This is a genomic window from Bradyrhizobium sp. Pa8 (assembly GCF_052588265.1).
The window spans coordinates 5,934,454-5,953,441 of sequence record NZ_CP176767.1; the positions used below are offsets into that span (position 1 = coordinate 5,934,454).

Consider the following 18,988-nt stretch of genomic DNA (forward strand, 5'->3'; position numbering starts at 1 on the left):
CGACGAGGTCAAAGCAGAAATCTATTGAAGTCGCATCGGGGGAGATTGGTAAGGTTCGCTTGATGTCGCAGACCCGAACTTCAGCGTGGATCTTGTTCCTTGTCGTGGCTCTAGCACCCTTGCCCTTCGGGTCGATGGATGCTTCGGTCGGGGCGCTTTGGTGTATTGTTCTCGGTGCTGCCGCCATCATGGCCTCGCCCGACCGCCTCCGGCGCGATCACGCCCCCCTCTTTTTCGTCCTCGGAATTGTTGTTGCGGCCTACATGGTGGTTCTGCATGAACAACTTGCAGTATCCCCCTGGTTCAGTGCGTTGCGCCCCTCGCCTTTGTGGATGCGAACCAGCGAGTTACTGGATGTTCCGCTCGCTTCAACGGTATCCATTGCGCGCCATCAGCCGATCTATGCGCTTGGAGCTCCCTTTATCGTTGTTCTCACCATCATCTGCGGCGTCATCGTCGGGTGCGACCGAAGCTACGCGACCCGGTTGCTCAAGGTTGTTGCTTGGTCCGGAGCTACGTACGCGATATTCGGCCTTGCGTCGTTCCTGATTAACCCGACAAAAGTGCTATGGGTCGAGAAAGAGGCTCATCTCACTTACCTGACTGCTACGTTCACCAACCGGAACACCGCGGCCGTGTATTTCGGCAGCTGTTCGATTGTATGGCTTCTATTTACGTCTGAAAGCATTCGTACTTTCGTTAAACAGAACGGGTTCACTTGGCGGCAGGTCTTTTCTCGGATTCTCTCCGAGGCACCTCGCGACGTCCTGCTACCGTTCTTCCTGTTGTCACTTTGCGTAATGGCGATGTTCATGACGGGCTCCAGGGCTGGGATTGTTCTCTCCCTCGCCGGTCTCATCCTCGCGCTCCTCCTGTACCTCTATCGAGATCTACCGGGGCGGTACGGGGCCTTCATTGCCTTCGTTATCAGCCTCGGTGTGGTGATCGCTCTCCTCCAGATACTGGGGGCTGGCGTAAGCGGACGATTCAGCGCCGAAGGGCTTTCTGATGCGATGCGGCTCGATACCTACCGGTCAACCGTAGCGAGTATCGCGGATCATCCTTGGCTGGGTACCGGCCTTGGAACCTTTCCCTCCATGTTTCCTGCTTATCGGTCCCTCCACGGATCGATGTGGGGGACGTGGGATCGCGCTCACAACACGCTGCTGGAGATTGCCTCTGAAGGAGGCCTACCGCTTGCGATTACGATCGTTGCGGCCTGGTCCTTGGCTCTCGCAGTCCTGATAAGAGGGATAAGGGTGCGTAGGCGAGATCGTATCGTTCCCATCGCCGCATTGGCGATTTCGGCGGTCGCTTTGGCTCATTCCCTGGTGGATTTCTCGATCCAGGTACCCGGATTTGCCATCACGGTATTCGCGCTTCTGGGGGTGGGACTGAGCCAGTCGTTTCCGAGCGGTAACCAGGTTCAATGAGCCCCGCGCTCGCGCGCCTCGACCCATTTGGCGGGATTTACGATATTTAAACTTCAACCGCCCGCTGAGCGATCGGGCGCGCGGACCAATTGTGTCTACCTCCCCACCGTGATATTGATTTTTTATTAAATTTCTTCGTGAGTTAATAGGAGATTTATCGTGCCATTTGATTTTCGTCACAAATGTGCATTTGCCGCCACTGGCTGGATCCTGATACTGGCTGCCGTGGGGCTCTCCGCGCATGAAGCTTCGGCACAACCTTCCCTCAGCTCGGTCGATTTTCAGAGCAATCCTGGAGGCGTACTCGAGCGAAACAAGGATGGAGGCGCCATCCTGCTGACATTGATTCGAAATCTCGCGGTCGATGATCCGGCAACGCTATCGTCAATTTTAACTCTGCTATCGACCGCCAACAAGGATCAAAAATTGGCGATCGGTGCAGGGCTCGCTCAAGCAGCCAAGATCGTGGTTGTCTCTAATCCAACCTACGCCAGCGAAATTCAACAGGCGATAGCCCGGACAAAGGATCAGGACGTCGTTCTCGCTTTCGCGGCCGCATCCGGAGATCAGCCGACCGGCGAAACGGGTGCGGGTGGCGGCGCGGGCGGCGACGCAGGCGGCGGATCTGGCGGACAGACCGGCTCCACGAACAGGTCGTTCGGGACGCCATCTGTGCAATCGATTGGACAAGGTGGAGTGACGACCGGAAACTTCTCAATTTCATCGGCTGTATCCAGCGCCTCAGCCCCCAGTTCAAACACGACAAGCAGGATATCGAACAGCGTAAGCCCCTAGACCAGCACTTACTCCCGATCGCCAGCATTCGTTGATGAAGCGCCACGCTCGTCGGTTATTCGGCGACGAAATTTCCCATTCGAACGACCGCCCGCCTTGGCGCAGCACGTCGATCATCCGAAAGTCCCCATGTTATATTCTGAAAAGTCACGGGTCGATTTTGAGCTGCCGCGACCGCCTGAATCGGCGGCAGAAGGCCTCAATCGCTTTGTTGGATTCTTGCAACGCCAGTACTTGATCATATTGATCACGGCACTCTCGATCCTTGCCCTCGGCCTCGTATATGTGGCGACCGCGCCCCCTCGTTTCACAGCCCAAACCACCCTGATCATAGACACCCGCAAGGTCCAGCTCTTTCAACAGCAATCCATTCTGGGAGACATCCCGATCGACTCGGCGTCGGTAGAGAGCCAAATAGAAATATTGAAGTCGGAAAAGGTAGCACTCTCCGTAATTAAAACGCTTCATTTGATTGAAGATCCGGAGTTTTCCGGATCACGATCCGGACTTTTCTCCTCGGCTTTTGGTTTGGTGTCCGCCGTGCTCGGCTCAAGGGACACCGCTTCGGACTTCGAGCTTACTCGGTCGGCGATCCGGACCTTTCAGTCTCAACTCAACATCAAGCGGATTGGCTTGTCATATGTGATTGAGATCAGCTTCAAGTCGCTAAGCCGCAATCGCGCCTCGGAGATCGCCAACGCAGTAGCCGAAGCCTATATCGTCGACCAGCTAGAAGCGAAGGACCAAGCGACCCGACGAGCAAGTGCCTGGCTGCAGGATCGCATCGGTGAACTGCGCAATCAGGCAACCTTGGCGGAGCGTGCTGTTGTCGACTTCAAGGCAAAGAACAACATTGTAAACACCGGCGGCTCCGGCGGGCGGCTCGTCACAGAGCAACAAGTATCCGAACTCAACAGTCAGGTCGTGGTCGCACGGGCGCAAACCTCAGAAGCCAAAGCCCGGCTCGATCGGATCGAAGCGGTATTGCGAGCCGACTCTCCTAGTTCAACGGTCAATTCAACGGTAGCAGACGCCCTCAAGAGCGAGGTCGTGACGAAGTTGCGTTCGCAGTATCTGGATATCGCAAATCGCGAAGCGGATTGGGCACGCCGGTACGGAACGAGTCACCAGGCAGCCATCAACCTTCGAAGTCAAATGGCTGAGATTCAGAACTCAATTCTTAACGAACTTCAGCGCCTCGCCGAAACCTACAAGAGTGATTATGAGATCGCCAAACAACGCGAGGCTGGCGTTCAGCGCGAGTTGGAGAACGCAGTCGACCAATCGAAAACGACGAACCAGGCACAGGTGTCATTGAAGGAGCTAGAGAGCGCCTCCCAAACCTACCGAACGCTCTATGACAACTTTCTGCAGCGCTACATGGAGTCGATTCAGCAGCAATCGTTTCCAATCAGTGAAGCGCGGGTGATCTCTCAGGCAACACCTCCGACGCAAAAAAGCGATCCAAAGCCGGCCCTCGCGCTCGGCCTCTCCGGACTCGGAGGACTGATTCTGGGACTTGGGTTAGCGATCTTGCGCGATCTTTCAGATCGAGTGTTCCGCACCGCCGAACATGTCGAGGCGGAACTCAATGCCGCATGTATTTCACTCGTCCCAAAGATAGGCAACGGAAAGACTCCTCGCGACACTTTGGATAACCGGGTGGCAACAAGCAACACCGGCCATCGAACTATCACGAGAAGTCGAGGCTTGATCTGGACCGCTTCCAACGATCCATTCTCGCAATTCTCGGAAGCAGTCCGGGCGATAAAGTTAGCCATCGATTTGAGCTGGGATAAAAAATCCTCCAGGGTTATTGGAATTACCTCGGCGATCCCGAACGAGGGCAAATCGACATTGTCAGCGTCGCTCGCGCAGCTCATCGCCCAGACCGGAGCAAGGGTTCTATTGGTCGACTGCGATTTGCGAAACAGCGCGCTCTCCAACCGCCTCGCTCCGGCGGCCGAATTTGGAATCATCGACGGGATCATGGGCCAAAAGCAGCTTTCCGAGCTTCTGTGGCGAGACTCGACGACGAATATGTCCTTCCTGCCGGGCGCTGTCGGCTCTGAGAGCGCAATGCATCCCAACGAGCTTCTGCGCTCGAGTGCAGCCAGCCAATTCTTCGACGTTCTTCGTGAGCACTACGACTACGTTGTGGTCGATCTTTCGCCGCTTGCGCCGGTCGTCGACGTACGTGCGACCACCCAACTCATGGACGCTTATATTCTTGCGATTAGGTGGGCGCATACGAAGTTCGATGTCGTCGCCCAAGCGCTCAAGTCGGCACCAGCAGTTCAAGATAATATGCTTGGAGTGGTGTTGACCCAGGCTGACGCTAAATCGCTGCAGGTTTATACGGGATACGGGAATGTGTATTATGGCGAGAGGCCAAACTCGTCATTTTTCAATGCACGATAAAGTATCGAATGCTCGACTTTTTTAGAACGCACGGCTCTTTGCTTGTGCGCGTCCTAGTGGTCGGCCTTGCCCAGATCGCGATAGTCTGGGGATGTTGGACGCTCCCGCTGTTTTGGAATCAAGGTTTCGATGAATCGGTCGCGCGCGAAATAGTTTCTGGCCGCGCGTTTCGGCCGGAGGTCCTTTCGCGGCTCAAGTCGGACCTTGATGCGATCGAGCAGTCGACATACTGCAGAGCTTCCGCCACCAGAAGTGCAGCAATCATTCGACTGAGGATTGCCGAGCAGACACTCTCGATGGACAAGCCCGGGACCGTCGACCAGGAGTTCGATGCACTGCGAAGGGCCCTCTTCACCACACTGTCCTGTTCGCCGGCCGATCCGTTCTCGTGGCTCGCACTCTTTTGGCTGAGCAACAATCAGATTGGCTTCAAGTCCGAAAACCTCGAGTACCTGCGTCTGTCGTACGAACTTGGTCCTAGTGAAGGATGGATTGCGTTGAAGCGAAATCATATCGCATTTTCCGTTTTCGAGGCGTTGGATCCCGTTCTGGCGAAGATGACGATCAAAGAATTTATTCAGATCCTGAATACCGGCCTCTACATGGAAGCTGTTGAAATATTCACCGGTCCGGCGTGGCGCGTTCGCGATCAGATATTACCACTGCTAACCCAAGTTCCGATACGCAACCGCGAAGTCTTCGCGAATGTACTTCGCAATCGGGGCTACGAAGTCATCGTGCCCGGCGTATCCGACCGACGGTATCCTTGATCCCTACCCGGATCGATTTGACATGCGGAGACCAATTTGATTTCGCCCTCGACCCAAAATGATTCAATGCTCCGCAGCGGCGAAGAACGCAGTTTGCACCTGAATAATGGCCGACTTCGCGTGGCTGTTGCGACGCCGCTTGGTCTCGATGGACGAGGTGGTATCGATCGCCTAAACGACAGCATATTTGAGGCCATTGAGCAGCAACAACCGTGCTTGAGCATTGAGACTAACCGCCTGGTCACGCGAGGTCAGCGCGGGCTCATCGTGGCCCAATTTGTTTTCGCCAATGCTCTGTTGAAATTTGCGTGGCTCGTCCTTTTTAGGCGCATTGACGTGCTGCACATACACCTATCGAACTGGGGAAGCAGTTATCGAAAGACGGTCATGGGGGCAGCAGCTCGCCTCCTGAGAGTTCCCTACGTGGTCCATTTGCACGGATCTGGATTTGACGAGTTTCTGGCGGTTGCCCCAACCTGGTTGGCGAGAGCCGTTGACCGTCTTTTTCTGAAAAGTGGGCAGATCGTCGTACTCGGGGAGTATTGGGCTCACGCCGTTCTGACACGTGTACCTCAGGTCCGCGACAAGATCACGGTTCTGCCCAATGCTACGAAGCTAAGTTCGAAACCGCAACATCAAGCGTCCGATTCACGGATAAGAATCACGTGCTTGGGTCAGCTCGGCGAGCGCAAAGGTACCCCGCAGCTGATAGCTGCATTGCAGATGTTGTCGCAGAGACAGGACTGGACGGCAACGATTGCAGGCGACGGCTCCGTTGAAGAAAGCCGTAGGGCTGTGGCGAAACACGGTCTCGTCGGCAGGGTGCTTATTCCGGGCTGGTTGAGCTCTGAGCAAGCCGACGATCTTCTTTGCAAGACCGATATCCTGGCGCTCCCCTCGCACGCCGAAAACCTCCCCATGGTGATATTGGAAGCCTTCGCCCACGGCGTGCCAGTGATATCCACCCCCGTTGGCGCAATTCCGGAAGTCATTACCCCTGAACGAAACGGCTTCCTAGTGCCGGCGGGTGATGCGTCGGCCTTGAGCAGAGCGATCGAACGATTGATCGAAGATCCCGAGCTACGGTTGCGGTTAGGAAACGCCGCTCGAGAAGATCAAGCTCAACGATACGAAATCAACTCCTATGTCGAGAAACTAACTGCCGTCTGGCGGAAAGCGTCCTTTATTCGCAAGTCAATGTGACCGCCACAACGCCAAGAATCGTGGTCAACGGCGCGTCATACAATTTTAGATTGCTCAACAAGCCGCCCCTCCCCTTAGCGTTAAACTCGAGGAAATCGATCGCGCATCTAGAAATCTATTTATTTTCCGGATTAAATATGCATTAAATGAGACATAAATTTTTTGATTTATGTCTCGGGTGTTTGAGTGAATATTAATGTCGATGTAACTGCGGCGAATTGCGTACCACTGTCTCAGGCGCTGGTGGTAGGCACCCCCGTCTCGACAATCAGTCTGGACCAACTCCTCGCCGCTTTTGAGATGTGGACCCGAGACTCGCAGGACCGATATGTCGTCTTTCGCGATGTGCATGGCATCATCGCTGCGCGCAATAATCCGCAGTTGGATCTTGCTCACCAAGCCGCCGATATTGTTGCGCCTGATGGAATGCCCTTGGTTTGGGCTCTTCGAGCGGCGGGAGACGGTCCGGTGTACCGCGTCTGCGGCCCGGATGTACTACCCGTGGTCTGCCAACACGGATTGTCGCGAGGCTGGCGTCACTATTTCTACGGTGGCGCTGAGGGCGTCGCAGACCTCCTTGCTGAAGCACTCGTCAAGAAATACCCCGACCTAAAGATTGCCGGAACGCAATGTCCGCCCTTCCGCCCTCTCACCCCTGAGGAGGATGAGACCGCTTGCGCAAAAATTCGAGCTGCTGCGCCCGATTTCATTTGGGTGGGACTTGGAACGCCAAAGCAAGAAATCTGGATGCGCAAAAACAAGGGGCGATGCGGTGGCGCAATTATGCTCGGCGTTGGTGCAGCGTTTGACTTCCACGCCAACCTGGTTCGGCGGGCGCCATCGTGGATGCAACGGAGTGGGCTGGAGTGGGCCTATCGCCTTTTCAGCGAGCCAAAGAGACTTTGGAAAAGATACCTGGTAATGGCGCCCATGTTCGTGGTGTTGGCGGCACACGAAATAGTCAGAAGGCGATGGTAGTCAGGAAGGTTAGGGACAAATGGCGTCTCGGATCGAACCGTTGTCGAATTCGCGACAATTCTGCGGGCGAACGTTGCGGTTTATCGCAGTTACGTGACGAGGTGGACGCCTCGGCGCGAGCAGCACTACCTTGATAATCACCTGACGATCGCGCCGTTTACAACAAGCCCAACCGATTTTTCCAAGGGATCCCTCCCAACCGGCTGCGATAGCACCTGGGGCAGCTTACAGCGGCTCGACGGACGCACACTCGCGCGGACCATTAAGAACCCAGGCCCGCGTCGAAACTCGCACAACGTTTTGCGTCAACCGCAACATCAAATCGTCAGGCGGATTTACGACGCACAGTTGCATTGCGCTTGTTTGTGTTGATTAGAAAATCAACCAACTTCCGACCTGCCTTGAGATGAGGAACCAGCCACCTTGGTTGCTTACCGCGGCCAGACCACGTCTCGGATGGGTCGTTTGGATTTTGGTACTTGGGAAGCACCGGCGGATACTTCCGGCGATCATTGGCCTTCAGCGGTCTGCCTGAAATCCTGGGCTTTTCGATCTGGGAGCCCCCACTAAGCTTCGCAAGACGCTCCTCTAGTCCCTGCTTTTCCAGTAAAATCCGTTCAGACAAAATACTGCAAACTTCCTCGTGAAGTTTCCAGAGTTCGTCGATGGATAATGATTTCAAATCGAACGTGCTTGGCCGCATTTTTCGCTCACAATTGATGAAACAAACATCGTTCCACCAAATCTCGTAATAGTGCCTGGGTGTATTCCGGCTACGCACCAGAAGTTGCAGTGTTTCTCTGCCCGTCCCACTTATGTAAACAGCAGGCGATTCGGGCAATATTGCGCATGCGTAAACTAGAAATACTCTGCTGGTTGGAAATAAATTGGTAAAATCTCTGCCTTGAATTGATGCGATCGCCTGAGCGGAAGGCTTCCTTACCTAAAGTGACCCCCACACTCTGATTAAACTTTGCGCAGTCTTTGTTGACGATCCAAAGAAGCCGGCGGCATTGCCGGCGCATTGAGGCGTGCAACAGCATTCGGATTTACGAATTTTGCCAATACCAATATAATCCATTCAAAACATCGCGGCGACGGCAATTAAATGGATCGGAGACTACTTCTTAAGGCGTATCCCGTTCGGATCGCATCTTCCCCAGCGCGATCGTGCCCCCCTCTCGCTCCGGCCTAGCCGTCGTGTCTGGGATGACCAAACTCGCAACGGCCGACGCTCCGCTGGCTGGATATGAGATACGATACTTCGGCAGATACTAACGACTTTCGAGCAGCAGAAAACGGGGCCTATCCTGCGGCAGCAAGTGAGCGGTACCATGCTGCTCACACGAGAGGTGTGTCGTCGGCTCGACGCGTAGTAAGGTTGACTTATTAGCTTAACGTATGAATTTAATTGCGTTGCCGTTCGAATATATTATCGATCGGCGCGAGACGATTGCCCACCCTCCACATCGGCAAAGCACGCAGCTGCATATTTCGTTCTGCTTTGCCCTCAGCTATCAGAAGAAAAGAAAATGGTTTGGAAATGCATAGAACCCGTTGATTTGGCGCGTCAATTTCGGGAATTGGTCGACTTACGAAGGAAGGTCGGTGAGGCGGAAGCTAAGAAACTCAAGCAATCTTCTCAATCGAGGCGCGACGTTCTCCAGAAGCCAAATCGTGGCCCTTCGAGACGCGTTAAACGGCCAAGCAGCCGTGCATCACGCTAGCTTGCCGACGGGTGATTGCCGTAAAAATACGGGGAATCAAAATCTGCAAACACTGCATTAATCTGACGGCCACCCGGAAAAGCGCCGGGCTGGCAGGTGGGGCTGAGGCTTAAGTCCGGCTGCCCCAACCGCGTGGCACGCCTACATTCCATTTAATTTCATTCGATGATTTGAGAACTTTGGATCGTGTGGCTGTTTATTGGGTTATCGCTCATCTCATTGGTCTTCATCGCAGCCGCCTTCGGCGTGTACGTCGCTTTTGATCTTCCCGAAGATATCTATTTCGACGAGGACTAGGCGAGGAGGCGAGCTACACGAAACTATCTACCTATCCAGCGCTCCGCGGAGACTACGGCAACAGGTATTCTCCCACGCGCGACCGGTTAGATCACCTGCCGGTTCGCCTACATTACCGGTCCGGTTTAGGGGCATCGCGCCGACGAGTTAGATGCAGCTGGCAAATGCGTGCCGTTGCGCCACCGTCAGATGCAGGCCATGCTTGGTGCGACGATCCAGAAAGTCCTGAGGCTCCTTGGCCCACTCGGTCTCGCGTAGAAACGCAGCCTCACGTTCGTAAAAGTCTCCACCGAAATGCCGACCGAGGCCTCGAAGAGCGCCTCGTAGTCGACCAGCGGGCCCTCGATCGAGACCTCGCTCCACGCGCTCATGCCGCACACGGTCGTGTTGCATGTCCATTCGGTCAATACCATCGCCTGGGCGGTGCGGACCGATGCGCGGGAGGAGTTTACCAGACGACTGGAAGGACTAGCCTGGCGCTGGCTCGACTATCACCATCCGGGACTGCCGCTCGCCAGCGTCGTGAATCATACGCTGAGGCAGGACAAAGCGGATGTGCTTATCCTTGGTAATCATGGGCTGGTGGTCGGTGCCGAGACCTGCGCCGGCGCAGAGGCTCTGGTCGACGAGGTCGAGAGCCGCCTTGCGCTTGCGCCGCGCTCCGCAACTACCTCAGATGAAGATGCGCTTCGCTCAATCTGCGCCGGCACGGCGTATCGCCTGCCAAAGGACCCGCAATGCCATAGAATTGCAATCGATCCTTTCAGCCGCGCGATTGCGACCAGCGGTTCGCTTTATCCGGATCATGTGGTCTTCCTCGGTTCGGGCTTACCCGTTCTGGAACGGGTTGAAGACTTTCGCGCTCCCACATCACGAGTACGGCCCGACGGGTTGCCGCACCCGGTCGCGCTGCTCATTCCAGGCCTCGGTTGCGTTGCTCGCGAGGATGCAAGCGACGGCGCCGAGGCGATGCTGAGCTGTCTCGCCCTGGTGACCTGCCGCTTGCCTCTCACTGCGCAAGTCCGCTTTCTAACGCGGGACAATGAGTCCGCCTTGGTGAATTGGGATGCCGAGCGATATCGCCAGCGACTGACCGCAAATCGCGGAGCTGACTGAACAAGCGATTTTGTACCTCCGGTCGCGAAGCCCTGCGCATGAGCAAGCTCCAGCAACCGATGTCGAATTAGATCCAATCAGACACAGTGCCATCCCACCAATTACAAAACAGAAGACTGCCCTCCCACGTGAAGCATTTTCGACTTTCCTCCGACCAAAACCCGGGCCGCCATCGACGACAATCCGATCATGCGACTAGGGAAAGGCAGATCGGCGTCGCGCCGTCCAGCCTGGTCGACGTCCAGGTCCTCTGGCGCCATTCGACGCGGCATGTTGATATCGTTCACACCGGTAAAGGTTGCTCGCGGCTTAGTTCGATCAGCAGTTGGCGCAAGTGGCTCGTCAGTTGCCGCTTTCGCTCGCTCTCCATGAAGCCGATTTCCCGCCTGCCGTCAGGAAAGCCGAGATGGTCGATCCTGAGCCTTGGGTTCTCCTCCCAGGAAGAGAAGCGGCCGAGTGGTACGATCGTTACCCCGGCGTCTTGCTCGACCAGTTCGACCAGCGTGCGCGACAACTGCATTTCGAGGCTCTCACCGAAGGTGATTCTCTTATCCTTCAAGAACCTGTCGAGCAATGCTCCGGTATATGTGGTGAGAGTAGGACGAAGGAACAGGCGCTCGTGCATCAGGCGCTCCCTGTCGAGGCCCTCCGTCAACTGCATCGAGGCAATGCGGCAGACGGGCGAAGCCATGAACGCGAAGTTCAAGGAAACGAGCTTGGGCGGATTGGCGGTCAACCTGCCGGAATGTTGAGCTCTACTGGCCTTGCAGCCCACCTTTCCGCGCGTCGAAAATTTGCGCTGGTTTCACATCATCCAAAAGCGACGGTCCCCACTTGCCCTCGATAGATTTTTCTTGATCACTCGGTGCACACGTCGTGCACACACCGCCTTCTAACTAATTGAAAAAATTTGAACTCTCGGTCCAATCCATCATTGGGGAAGTTTAAGCGAGCTTCAGCCATACAACAGCGACCATGTCCAACCTCACTTCACCGCCTTTGCTATCTCAACGAAATATGATCGTTAGCCTCTCCTGCGATTGCTCTTGCTTACTCCGAATCTAGAACCCTTCAGGTGCCCCACCATGCACCAAGCTTCTTCTACTTTCAGTGGAGCGATCACTGCGGGTCATGATTGAATGAACTACCAACTGCGCCTTCGCTTCCGCACCCACCGGCTTGGATGTCGAGAGTCCGATTTACTGAAGCAGACATTAAGCGCGCTGTTAGAGGTGTCCTCGACAGTGGTGGCAAAGTCGCGCGCGTCGAGATTTGGCCCGACGGGCGCATTTCTGTGTTGATACGAGAAGAGAGATCGATTCAAATCGATCCCGAGGACGACCCGGAGGTGTCCAGGAGACTGCTGTGACAAGAGTTGGGCGATCTGCGCTACCGCTACCTAGATACACCCTGCGTAAGCGTCTTAAGGACGGCGACGTCGCCTACTTTTTCAATATTCCGACTTGGGCGCGTAAGCGCGGATGCTCGATCGAAAACGAGGCTCTTGGCACCGACTATGGTTGGGCCGTTGCGCGCACAGAACAGATCCTGCTTCCGGCTTTCGACAGTTGGCGCAGCGGCGGCGAGGACGCCAATCCAACAGGAGCCGGGGTTGTCGTCGGCACGTTGGATTGGATGTTTCACCTCTATCGTCAAACCTGGTCTCTGCCGACAGCCAAGCGGCTGCAGCCTCTGAGCTTGGGCCAACGCCGGGTTCACGAGACCGGGATCAAGATGATCTGCGAGTACATCTTGCAGGACGGGCGACGATTGGGCGTTCGCAGAGTCTCAAGCATCGACACCGCCTTCGTCGACGAGCTCTTTGCCAAGCTCCTGTTCAAAGACGTGAACGGCGAGAAGGTGGAGCGACGCACGACCGTCAACCATGCGATGAAGACTGCCCGCACCGCTTGGAATACCATCTCTCGGGCGCACCCAGGTGCGTTTCCACCGCGCAATCCGTTTGAACGAATGGGCTTGCAATCGACGGCGCGAGAAACGCCGCACGCCACTTTTGCCGAGCTCACGGCGTTCCGCTCCAAGGCGGTCGAGATGGGCTATCCGTCTTTAGCCACCGCGGCCTTGATCGGCTGGGAATTGCTTCAACGCGAAGCACACATCTTTATTCGCTTCATGGCTGACCACTACCGTCCGCCAAATCGTCCCGACCATGCCTACGTCATCAATTACAAGACGAGCACCGGTTCGTGGGAGCCACTTTTCAGCGCGAAAGGCGCCCCACTCTATCCCGTCCTGATAGCTGAACTCGATGCCATCAAACAGCTCAGGCCGACTGGCGGCTTGATGTTACGGCGTGACGGCAGCGGCAAACCTTGGTTCAGCAAGGGGGAAATGTTGACGCAGGTCCAGCGCATCACGAAGAAGATTATCTTAGGCGCGGGCTTGCGGCCTGAATTGACGTTTACATCTTTCGGCCGGCATGGCGGCACCACGGAAGCGAGCGCATCGGGGCTCACGGAGACCCAGTTGATGAAGAAGGGCCAGTGGTCATCGACTAAAGCAATGGCGAATTATCTGCACGATGACGATGAAGCCAAGCAGGATGCGCAAATGAAACGCATCAAGCGACGAGCCAGGCAAGCGAAGAGAAAGTGAACGTTTGTCAGAATGAAAAAGTGCGATCTGTCAGAACGAGACAGGCTTGGCGGGCTAAATCATTGAAATCATTGGAGCGGGTGAAGGGAATCGAACCCTCGTATTCAGCTTGGAAGGCTGCTGCTCTACCATTGAGCTACACCCGCATCACCGGCTCCCTAACACGACCGCGCGGCAGTCTCAACTGCTCCGGGCCGGTCTTTCCCGTCTCGCGGACAGGCTTGTTCCCGCTCCGCGGGGCGCCCCTTAACGGCGGCGGGATTTCGCCCTATATTGAGAGTCCCGAAACCAACGAAAGGAGGTGATCCAGTGTCTTATCTCAAGCGCTGTCACCTCGCTGGGATCGCCCGCTAGGCTTTGACGAAAGGCCTGGCATCGGGGCGCTCTCAGCCCTGGACCAGCGAGCAAGAAATCGGGCGCGACGGGGTCTCCCCGCCGCGCCTTTTTCGTGGGTGGCGCCTGCATGGATGAGCTCCGCTCAGGCCGGCGGCTCGCCTGCAAGGACTTCTCGGATCTTCTGCGACAGCTCCGATTTCCGGTACGGCTTCCTGAGCAGCGCCACGCCGGGATCGAGATGTCCCTCGTGGACGATGGTGTCGTCGGTGTAGCCGGAGGTGTAGAGCACGCTCGCCCCGGGCCGGCGGAGCCGGACGGCTTCGGCCAATTCCCGTCCGTTCATGCCGCCGGGCATGATGATGTCCGTGAACAGCAGATCGAATTTGACGCCCTGGTCGACCAGCGCAAGCGCGGCGGCGCCGTCGCTGGCGGCGAGCGTGCGATAGCCGAGGGTGCCGAGCTGGGCGATGACATAGCCCTGCACCAGCGGATCGTCCTCGACCACGAGGATCGTCTCGTGCCCGCGTGCCGCCGCCGGCGACTGAACCGGCGCCGTCCTGGCCAGCGCCTCGCCCTTCGACCGCGGCAGGAACAGCCGCATCACCGTGCCGCGCCCCTCCTCGCTCTCGATGACGACGGTGCCGCCGGTCTGGCGGGCAAAGCCGTAGACCATGCTGAGCCCAAGTCCGGTGCCACGGCCGACGCCCTTGGTGGTGAAGAACGGCTCGAACACGCGTTCGCGGATGTCGGCCGGGATGCCATGACCGGTGTCGGCCACCGCGATCATCACGAAGGCGCCGCGCATGACATCGCCGTCGCTGGCACCGCTGGTGCCGTCGAGCTCGCGGTTCGCGGTCTCCAGCGTGAGCCGGCCGCCGCCGCCCTGCATCGCGTCACGCGCATTGACGGCGAGATTGACGATCGCCGACGAGAGCTGCGACGGATCTGCCATCGCTGACCAGGCGTCGTCCGCGAGCCGGGTCACGATCTCGATATGCTCGCCGAGGATCGGCTTGAGCAGCTTCGCCGTTTCGACCACGAGTGCGTTGACGTCGATGTCGCGGGGCTCCAGCGGCTGGCGGCGCGCGTAGGTCAGGAGCTGCGAGGTGATCTCGGCGCCGCGCGCCGCCGCATCGTCGATCAGCTGTGCGATCGCGGCGAACTCGGGCTTGTCGGCAAGCCCTTCCTGGATGATCTCGATGGTGCCGGTGATGACCGTGAGCACGTTGTTGAAGTCATGAGCGACGCCGCCGGTGAGCTGACCGATCGCGTCCATCTTCTGGGATTGGCGCAGCCGCTCCTCGGCCTCGTGCTGCGCCGTGAGGTCGGTGGCCGACCCGCGATAGCCCATGAAGCGTCCGTCCGCGGCGAAGATCGGCTGGCCGTTGACGTTGAAATGATGCATGCGGCCGGCCACGTCGCGCCCGCGATACTCGAACTTCCGGAACGGCTCGTGGCGGTCCAGCGTCGCCACGTGCGCACGCCATTTCTCAGGCTCGGCGTCGCGATCGGAGGCGGCATCTGTGCGGTGCTTGCCGACCAGCGCCTTGTTGTCCATGCCGAAGGCGCCGGCCCGGTCGGATACGTAGGTGAACCGATGATCCGGTCCGGTCTCCCAGAACCAGTCGGACGCGGTCTCGGCATAGTCGCGGAAACGCTCTTCACTGGCACGCGCGTCCTCTTCGGCGCGCCGGCGGATATTCAGGTCGCGCTCGAGATTTGCGTTGGCCTCCCGCAGCTCGCCATAGGCGCGCTCGAGGTTCGCGCACATGGCCTTGAAGGCGTCGATCACCTTGTCCAGTTCGTCGGGATCGCGGGGCGGCCGGCGCTCGAGGTGCAAAGGCGGCGGCGGCCGCGACAGGCTGTATTGGCCGACGAACTCGGCGATGGCGACCAGATGCCGTGTCACCAGCAGATGGAACATGTAGATGATGAACAGCGAGACGATGAAGGTCTTCGCTGCCTGGCTTGCCAGGATGATGAGGGCCCGGTTCAGCAATTGCTGATAGACCTCGGCCAGCGTCGCCTCGACATGGAGCAGACCGATCGGGCGTGCCTTCCCCTGGACGCTGTAGTTCAGCGGATAGTCGCGTGTCACCGCCGAACGGGTGCCCGGCTCGCCGACCGCGACACGGATCGGATTGGGACGATCGGCGATCTCACGCACCTCGGCGGCGCGGATGTCGGGCAGCCGCAGGATGCCTTCGAGCTGGAGCTTGAGCTGGTTCTGGTCGAGATTCCACAGGCTCTCGCCGAGGCTGCCGGTCGAGCTGCGGCCGATCTCGTCGAGCCGCGTATCGATGAGCCCGACCTCGCGGTGGTAGTCGAGATAGAGCTGAAGGGCAGTCAGCATCAGCGTGACGATCGAGGAGAACAGCAGCACGGCGGCCAGCAGGCGCGGTCCAACGCCGCTGCGCAACCAGTCGAAGATCCGCGACAGCAGCGTCCCGGTCATCGCTGGCGCAAGTGCGGGGCCGATCCCGCTCAAATCCTGCTTCGCGGCCGCCGGGGGACCGGCGCGGCTGCTGCGCTTGGGGTCCTCGTCGCCTGCGTTGCCCATGCACCACGTCCCCGGAATGGCGGCCCCCTGCTCCGGACGGCGGGTCGCAGCCGCGAGCAATTCGACAGTTGAAATTCTCTCATCACGCGACCTGCGTGGCGATCCTGCCGGCCCATGGGCGGCTTGGCGGGGTCTGATCTTGCGCCCAGCAGCGGGATTCCCGCGCAAACTATCACTTCGCGTACTGGAATGACATTGGTTAAAGTCCGCAGTCGCCAGCAAGACGGGCGAGCGGTGCGGCCGCCCCCCCCCCGGTGGATCGCGGCCATCCGAATCCAATGGTAGCTATGCAGGATAAAGGAGACGCGTCATGTGGCGGATCATCGTCGCCTGCCTGTCATTGCTCGCCACCGCTCCGTCGCACGCGCAGGAGCTGATCCGGCTGGCGCGGATCGCCGACATCCCCGATCAATATGTCGGCGGCGAGATGCTGCGGGCCGTCTACGCCAAGCTGAATATCAAGCTGGAGTTCGAGGACGTCCCCGGCAAGCGCGCGCTGGCGCTGTCGAGCGCCGGCGAGGTCGATGGCGAGATCCAGCGGATCGGAACGCTCTCCAGCGACTACCCGACGCTGATTCAGGTGACGCCGGCGATCAACTACATCGAGCCGGCGGTCTTCGCGACGAAACTCCGTTTCGACGTCGCCGGCTGGAATTCGATCAGGGAGTACAGCATCGGAATCGTCCGCGGCGTCGGCTCCTCAGAGGCCGGGACGCGCGGCATGTCCCGCGTCACCGCGACCACCAGCCTCGAGAACATGATCAGGATGCTCGACGCCGACCGTTTCGAGCTGATGGTCACCGACCTCTTCAGCGGGCTCGTCGCGGTGAGGAAACTCAATCTGCAGGCCAGGATTGTCCCGCTCTCGCCACCGCTGGAGCGCATCCACATCTACCATTATTTGCACGAACGCCATCGCGATCTGGTGCCGAAGGTCGGCAAGGTGATCGCGCAGATGGAAGCGAGCGGCGAGCTGGCAACGCTGCGCGGGGCGCTGGTCAAACAGGTCCTGAGCGCGCCGTGACGGCGCCGGCTCAGCCCGCGCGAAGCCGCTCATGCAGGGCAACGGCGGCAATCAGCACGCCGACGCACCAGGCCATGACCGCCCGATGAGGCTCGTCGCCGAGCAGCACGGTGATGATGCTCGTCAGCAGGCACGGCGCGATTGCCTTCCCCGTCCGGCTCATCAGAGCAAGCAGGAACGGCATCGTCGCGATCGATATTTGCAGGACGTCCATGTTGAAGACGGTGTCGCCTAAGGCGTCAGAAGCCACACACATTGAGCGCGCGCGGGCGTTTTCCGCGGCGGCTTTCGACGATCCGCTCGCCGCCGTTCTCGGCCGAGCTGCCGTAATAGCGATGGTGGCCGGACTGGTCGTGCAGATCCACGGCTTCCGACTTTCCCGCCCGACGCGCGTCGCAGATGATCTTGATGGTCGACATGGCCGCCTCCGAAGTGTTCTTGGTGGCCATCAGTCGCCTCGGCTTTGGGCAGCGTTCACCTCCGAGGGCGGCAATCGGGTTTCAGGACGGTTTCGTCGCAACTTGCGCGACGCAATATGTTAGTCTCCGGGATTGTCGGTATCGGCGGCGCTCATACATCCTTCCGACTGCGAGCTCAAAAACAAACGAGGTGACGATGCTTTACGCCATCCTGGCCTACCACGTGGAAGACGAGATCTTATCCTGGACGCCGGAGCAGGACGCCGCGGTCGTGGCCAAAGTGATCGAGGTTCAGGCGCCCTTGAGGGCAAGTGGACACCTTGGGCCGGCCGCCCGTCTGGATGAGACCCGAAAGGCGCACACCTTGCGCGGCCCCGGCGCGGGCATGGTGCTGGACGGCCCGTTTGCCGAGACCAAGGAGCAGCTTCTCGGCTTCCATCTCGTCGACTACGATACCGATGAGGAAGCGATCACGGCGGCGCGGAAGCTGCGCGAGGTCAACCCGTCGGCGGTCTACGAAATCCGCCCGGTCAAGCTTTACGTGCCGGTCGACGGGTTCGGCGCGACAAAAGGGTGAGCCGCCACCTCAAGCGCCTGGCCCGGTCGGTGCGACATAGAAGCGCTGGATCAGCAGCCCGCCGAAGGCGATGAACCACACGAAGGGCGCGACGTGCGGCGCGAAGGCCGCAACGATCGTGCCCGGAATGAACACCAGCAGCGGAAACATCGAGGCCATGATCTCGTGGCGCCAGCCGCCCAAAATCGTCCACCACAGCCAGGCATTGAGGCCGGCGATCGCGGTCAGATGCAGGCCGTAGAGCACGGCCACCGCGCTGCTCATGCTGTAATTGGTGTAGAGGCCGTTGGTCACCGGCAGCAGCACGATCGACAGCAGGAAGAACAGGTTGAGGATCACCATGCCGCGGCTGCCCACGGGCTGGCGCGCGAGCCGGCGGTGGTGGCTGATCCAGAACACGCCGGCGATGATGAAGCTGAGCGCGAGACCGGCAAGCTTGCCGGAATAGACATGGGCGAGATCGCTCCAGCTCGGTGCACTGGTGAACACCGCGGCCTTGGGCAGGTCGTAGGCGAGTAGCGTCATGGCGACACCAAAGATGGTGTTGCTGAGCGACTCCAGCCGCCGCATCTCGAACTGGTCGGGCTTGAGCTCGGTCATGCCGGTTGCGCGCTTCTCGGGCTGGAACTTCGGGCCGTCTTGTCCCTAGGTCTTAACATTGGTTCCGTCCAGCCGCATTGCGATTCGCGCCGGGATCGCCGACTCTCTCCCTTTCA

16 protein-coding genes, 1 tRNA gene and 1 pseudogene are annotated in these 18,988 nt (G+C 58.5%); 10 read left to right on the forward strand and 8 right to left on the reverse strand.

From position 1 onward, the window contains the following. Positions 1-62 precede the first annotated feature (62 nt). From ACKWRH_RS28075 to ACKWRH_RS28100, 6 genes are all read left to right on the forward strand, one after another. Complete coding sequence (locus ACKWRH_RS28075; RefSeq protein ID WP_445216153.1) at positions 63-1,433, forward strand: O-antigen ligase family protein; 1,371 nt, start codon at positions 63-65, stop codon at positions 1,431-1,433. A gap of 159 nt (positions 1,434-1,592) precedes the next feature. Continuing rightward, complete coding sequence (locus ACKWRH_RS28080) at positions 1,593-2,228, forward strand: hypothetical protein (RefSeq protein ID WP_445216154.1); 636 nt, start codon at positions 1,593-1,595, stop codon at positions 2,226-2,228. A 96-nt stretch (positions 2,229-2,324) separates the two neighbouring features. After that, positions 2,325-4,649, forward strand: coding sequence for a polysaccharide biosynthesis tyrosine autokinase (locus ACKWRH_RS28085; RefSeq protein WP_445216155.1), 2,325 nt, complete (start codon positions 2,325-2,327; stop codon positions 4,647-4,649). Positions 4,650-4,657: 8 nt separating this feature from the next. Next, on the forward strand, positions 4,658-5,419 hold the full coding sequence (locus ACKWRH_RS28090; RefSeq protein ID WP_445216156.1) for a hypothetical protein: 762 nt from the start codon (positions 4,658-4,660) through the stop codon (positions 5,417-5,419). Positions 5,420-5,455: 36 nt separating this feature from the next. Continuing rightward, a complete protein-coding gene (locus ACKWRH_RS28095; RefSeq protein WP_445216157.1) occupies positions 5,456-6,622 on the forward strand; it encodes a glycosyltransferase family 4 protein in 1,167 nt (388 codons plus the stop codon). A 186-nt stretch (positions 6,623-6,808) separates the two neighbouring features. Further along, a complete protein-coding gene (locus tag ACKWRH_RS28100) occupies positions 6,809-7,600 on the forward strand; it encodes a WecB/TagA/CpsF family glycosyltransferase (protein WP_445216158.1) in 792 nt (263 codons plus the stop codon). A 325-nt stretch (positions 7,601-7,925) separates the two neighbouring features. Here ACKWRH_RS28100 and ACKWRH_RS28105 read toward each other — a convergent pair whose 3' ends face one another. Together ACKWRH_RS28105 and ACKWRH_RS28110 are read right to left on the reverse strand one after the other, a co-directional pair. Then, complete coding sequence (locus tag ACKWRH_RS28105) at positions 7,926-8,303, reverse strand: H-NS histone family protein (protein WP_445216159.1); 378 nt, start codon at positions 8,301-8,303, stop codon at positions 7,926-7,928. Positions 8,304-9,771: 1,468 nt separating this feature from the next. Then, a pseudogene (locus ACKWRH_RS28110) lies at positions 9,772-9,930 on the reverse strand (glycerol-3-phosphate dehydrogenase); the annotation flags it as partial. Between the two features lie 63 nt (positions 9,931-9,993). Between ACKWRH_RS28110 and ACKWRH_RS28115 the strand changes: the two are divergent. Beyond that, positions 9,994-10,740, forward strand: a complete 747-nt coding sequence (locus tag ACKWRH_RS28115; protein WP_445216160.1) for a class II aldolase/adducin family protein — start codon at positions 9,994-9,996, stop codon at positions 10,738-10,740. A 283-nt stretch (positions 10,741-11,023) separates the two neighbouring features. Here ACKWRH_RS28115 and ACKWRH_RS28120 read toward each other — a convergent pair whose 3' ends face one another. Then, on the reverse strand, positions 11,024-11,431 hold the full coding sequence (locus ACKWRH_RS28120; protein WP_445216161.1) for a LysR substrate-binding domain-containing protein: 408 nt from the start codon (positions 11,429-11,431) through the stop codon (positions 11,024-11,026). Positions 11,432-12,105: 674 nt separating this feature from the next. Between ACKWRH_RS28120 and ACKWRH_RS28125 the strand changes: the two genes are divergently transcribed. Further along, on the forward strand, positions 12,106-13,356 hold the full coding sequence (locus ACKWRH_RS28125) for a hypothetical protein (protein WP_445216162.1): 1,251 nt from the start codon (positions 12,106-12,108) through the stop codon (positions 13,354-13,356). A gap of 72 nt (positions 13,357-13,428) precedes the next feature. Here ACKWRH_RS28125 and ACKWRH_RS28130 read toward each other — a convergent pair. Both ACKWRH_RS28130 and ACKWRH_RS28135 read right to left on the reverse strand, forming a co-directional pair. Beyond that, positions 13,429-13,502, reverse strand: a tRNA-Gly gene (locus ACKWRH_RS28130). 332 nt (positions 13,503-13,834) lie between these two features. Continuing rightward, positions 13,835-16,252, reverse strand: coding sequence for an ATP-binding protein (locus tag ACKWRH_RS28135; RefSeq protein WP_445216163.1), 2,418 nt, complete (start codon positions 16,250-16,252; stop codon positions 13,835-13,837). Positions 16,253-16,562: 310 nt separating this feature from the next. On the opposite strand from ACKWRH_RS28135, the gene ACKWRH_RS28140 reads away from it, so the two are divergent. Further along, positions 16,563-17,276 carry a substrate-binding periplasmic protein gene (locus ACKWRH_RS28140; RefSeq protein ID WP_445216164.1) on the forward strand — a complete coding sequence of 238 codons (714 nt, stop codon included), beginning with the start codon at positions 16,563-16,565 and terminating at the stop codon, positions 17,274-17,276. A gap of 10 nt (positions 17,277-17,286) precedes the next feature. On the opposite strand, the gene ACKWRH_RS28145 is transcribed toward ACKWRH_RS28140, so the two are convergent. Next, complete coding sequence (locus ACKWRH_RS28145; RefSeq protein WP_445222487.1) at positions 17,287-17,490, reverse strand: hypothetical protein; 204 nt, start codon at positions 17,488-17,490, stop codon at positions 17,287-17,289. A gap of 25 nt (positions 17,491-17,515) precedes the next feature. Next, positions 17,516-17,725 (reverse strand): hypothetical protein, encoded by a 210-nt coding sequence (locus ACKWRH_RS28150; RefSeq protein ID WP_445216165.1) that lies wholly within the window; start codon positions 17,723-17,725, stop codon positions 17,516-17,518. Positions 17,726-17,891: 166 nt separating this feature from the next. Between ACKWRH_RS28150 and ACKWRH_RS28155 the strand changes: the two genes are divergently transcribed. Then, positions 17,892-18,272 (forward strand): YciI family protein, encoded by a 381-nt coding sequence (locus ACKWRH_RS28155; RefSeq protein ID WP_445216166.1) that lies wholly within the window; start codon positions 17,892-17,894, stop codon positions 18,270-18,272. 9 nt (positions 18,273-18,281) lie between these two features. Here ACKWRH_RS28155 and ACKWRH_RS28160 read toward each other — a convergent pair whose 3' ends face one another. Further along, positions 18,282-18,872, reverse strand: coding sequence for a TMEM175 family protein (locus ACKWRH_RS28160; protein WP_039147407.1), 591 nt, complete (start codon positions 18,870-18,872; stop codon positions 18,282-18,284). Positions 18,873-18,988 lie beyond the last annotated feature (116 nt).

Coding starts and splice junctions, on each gene's coding strand:
- ACKWRH_RS28075 (WP_445216153.1), top strand. CDS start 63: ATGTCGCAGACCCGAACTTCAGCGTGGATCTTGTTCCTTGTCGTGGCT.
- ACKWRH_RS28090 (WP_445216156.1), top strand. CDS start 4,658: ATGCTCGACTTTTTTAGAACGCACGGCTCTTTGCTTGTGCGCGTCCTA.
- ACKWRH_RS28105 (WP_445216159.1), bottom strand. CDS start 8,303: ATGCGGCCAAGCACGTTCGATTTGAAATCATTATCCATCGACGAACTC.
- ACKWRH_RS28115 (WP_445216160.1), top strand. CDS start 9,994: ATGCCGCACACGGTCGTGTTGCATGTCCATTCGGTCAATACCATCGCC.
- ACKWRH_RS28120 (WP_445216161.1), bottom strand. CDS start 11,431: ATGGCTTCGCCCGTCTGCCGCATTGCCTCGATGCAGTTGACGGAGGGC.
- ACKWRH_RS28135 (WP_445216163.1), bottom strand. CDS start 16,252: ATGGGCAACGCAGGCGACGAGGACCCCAAGCGCAGCAGCCGCGCCGGT.
- ACKWRH_RS28140 (WP_445216164.1), top strand. CDS start 16,563: ATGTGGCGGATCATCGTCGCCTGCCTGTCATTGCTCGCCACCGCTCCG.
- ACKWRH_RS28145 (WP_445222487.1), bottom strand. CDS start 17,490: ATGGACGTCCTGCAAATATCGATCGCGACGATGCCGTTCCTGCTTGCT.
- ACKWRH_RS28150 (WP_445216165.1), bottom strand. CDS start 17,725: ATGGCCACCAAGAACACTTCGGAGGCGGCCATGTCGACCATCAAGATC.
- ACKWRH_RS28155 (WP_445216166.1), top strand. CDS start 17,892: ATGCTTTACGCCATCCTGGCCTACCACGTGGAAGACGAGATCTTATCC.
- ACKWRH_RS28160 (WP_039147407.1), bottom strand. CDS start 18,872: ATGACCGAGCTCAAGCCCGACCAGTTCGAGATGCGGCGGCTGGAGTCG.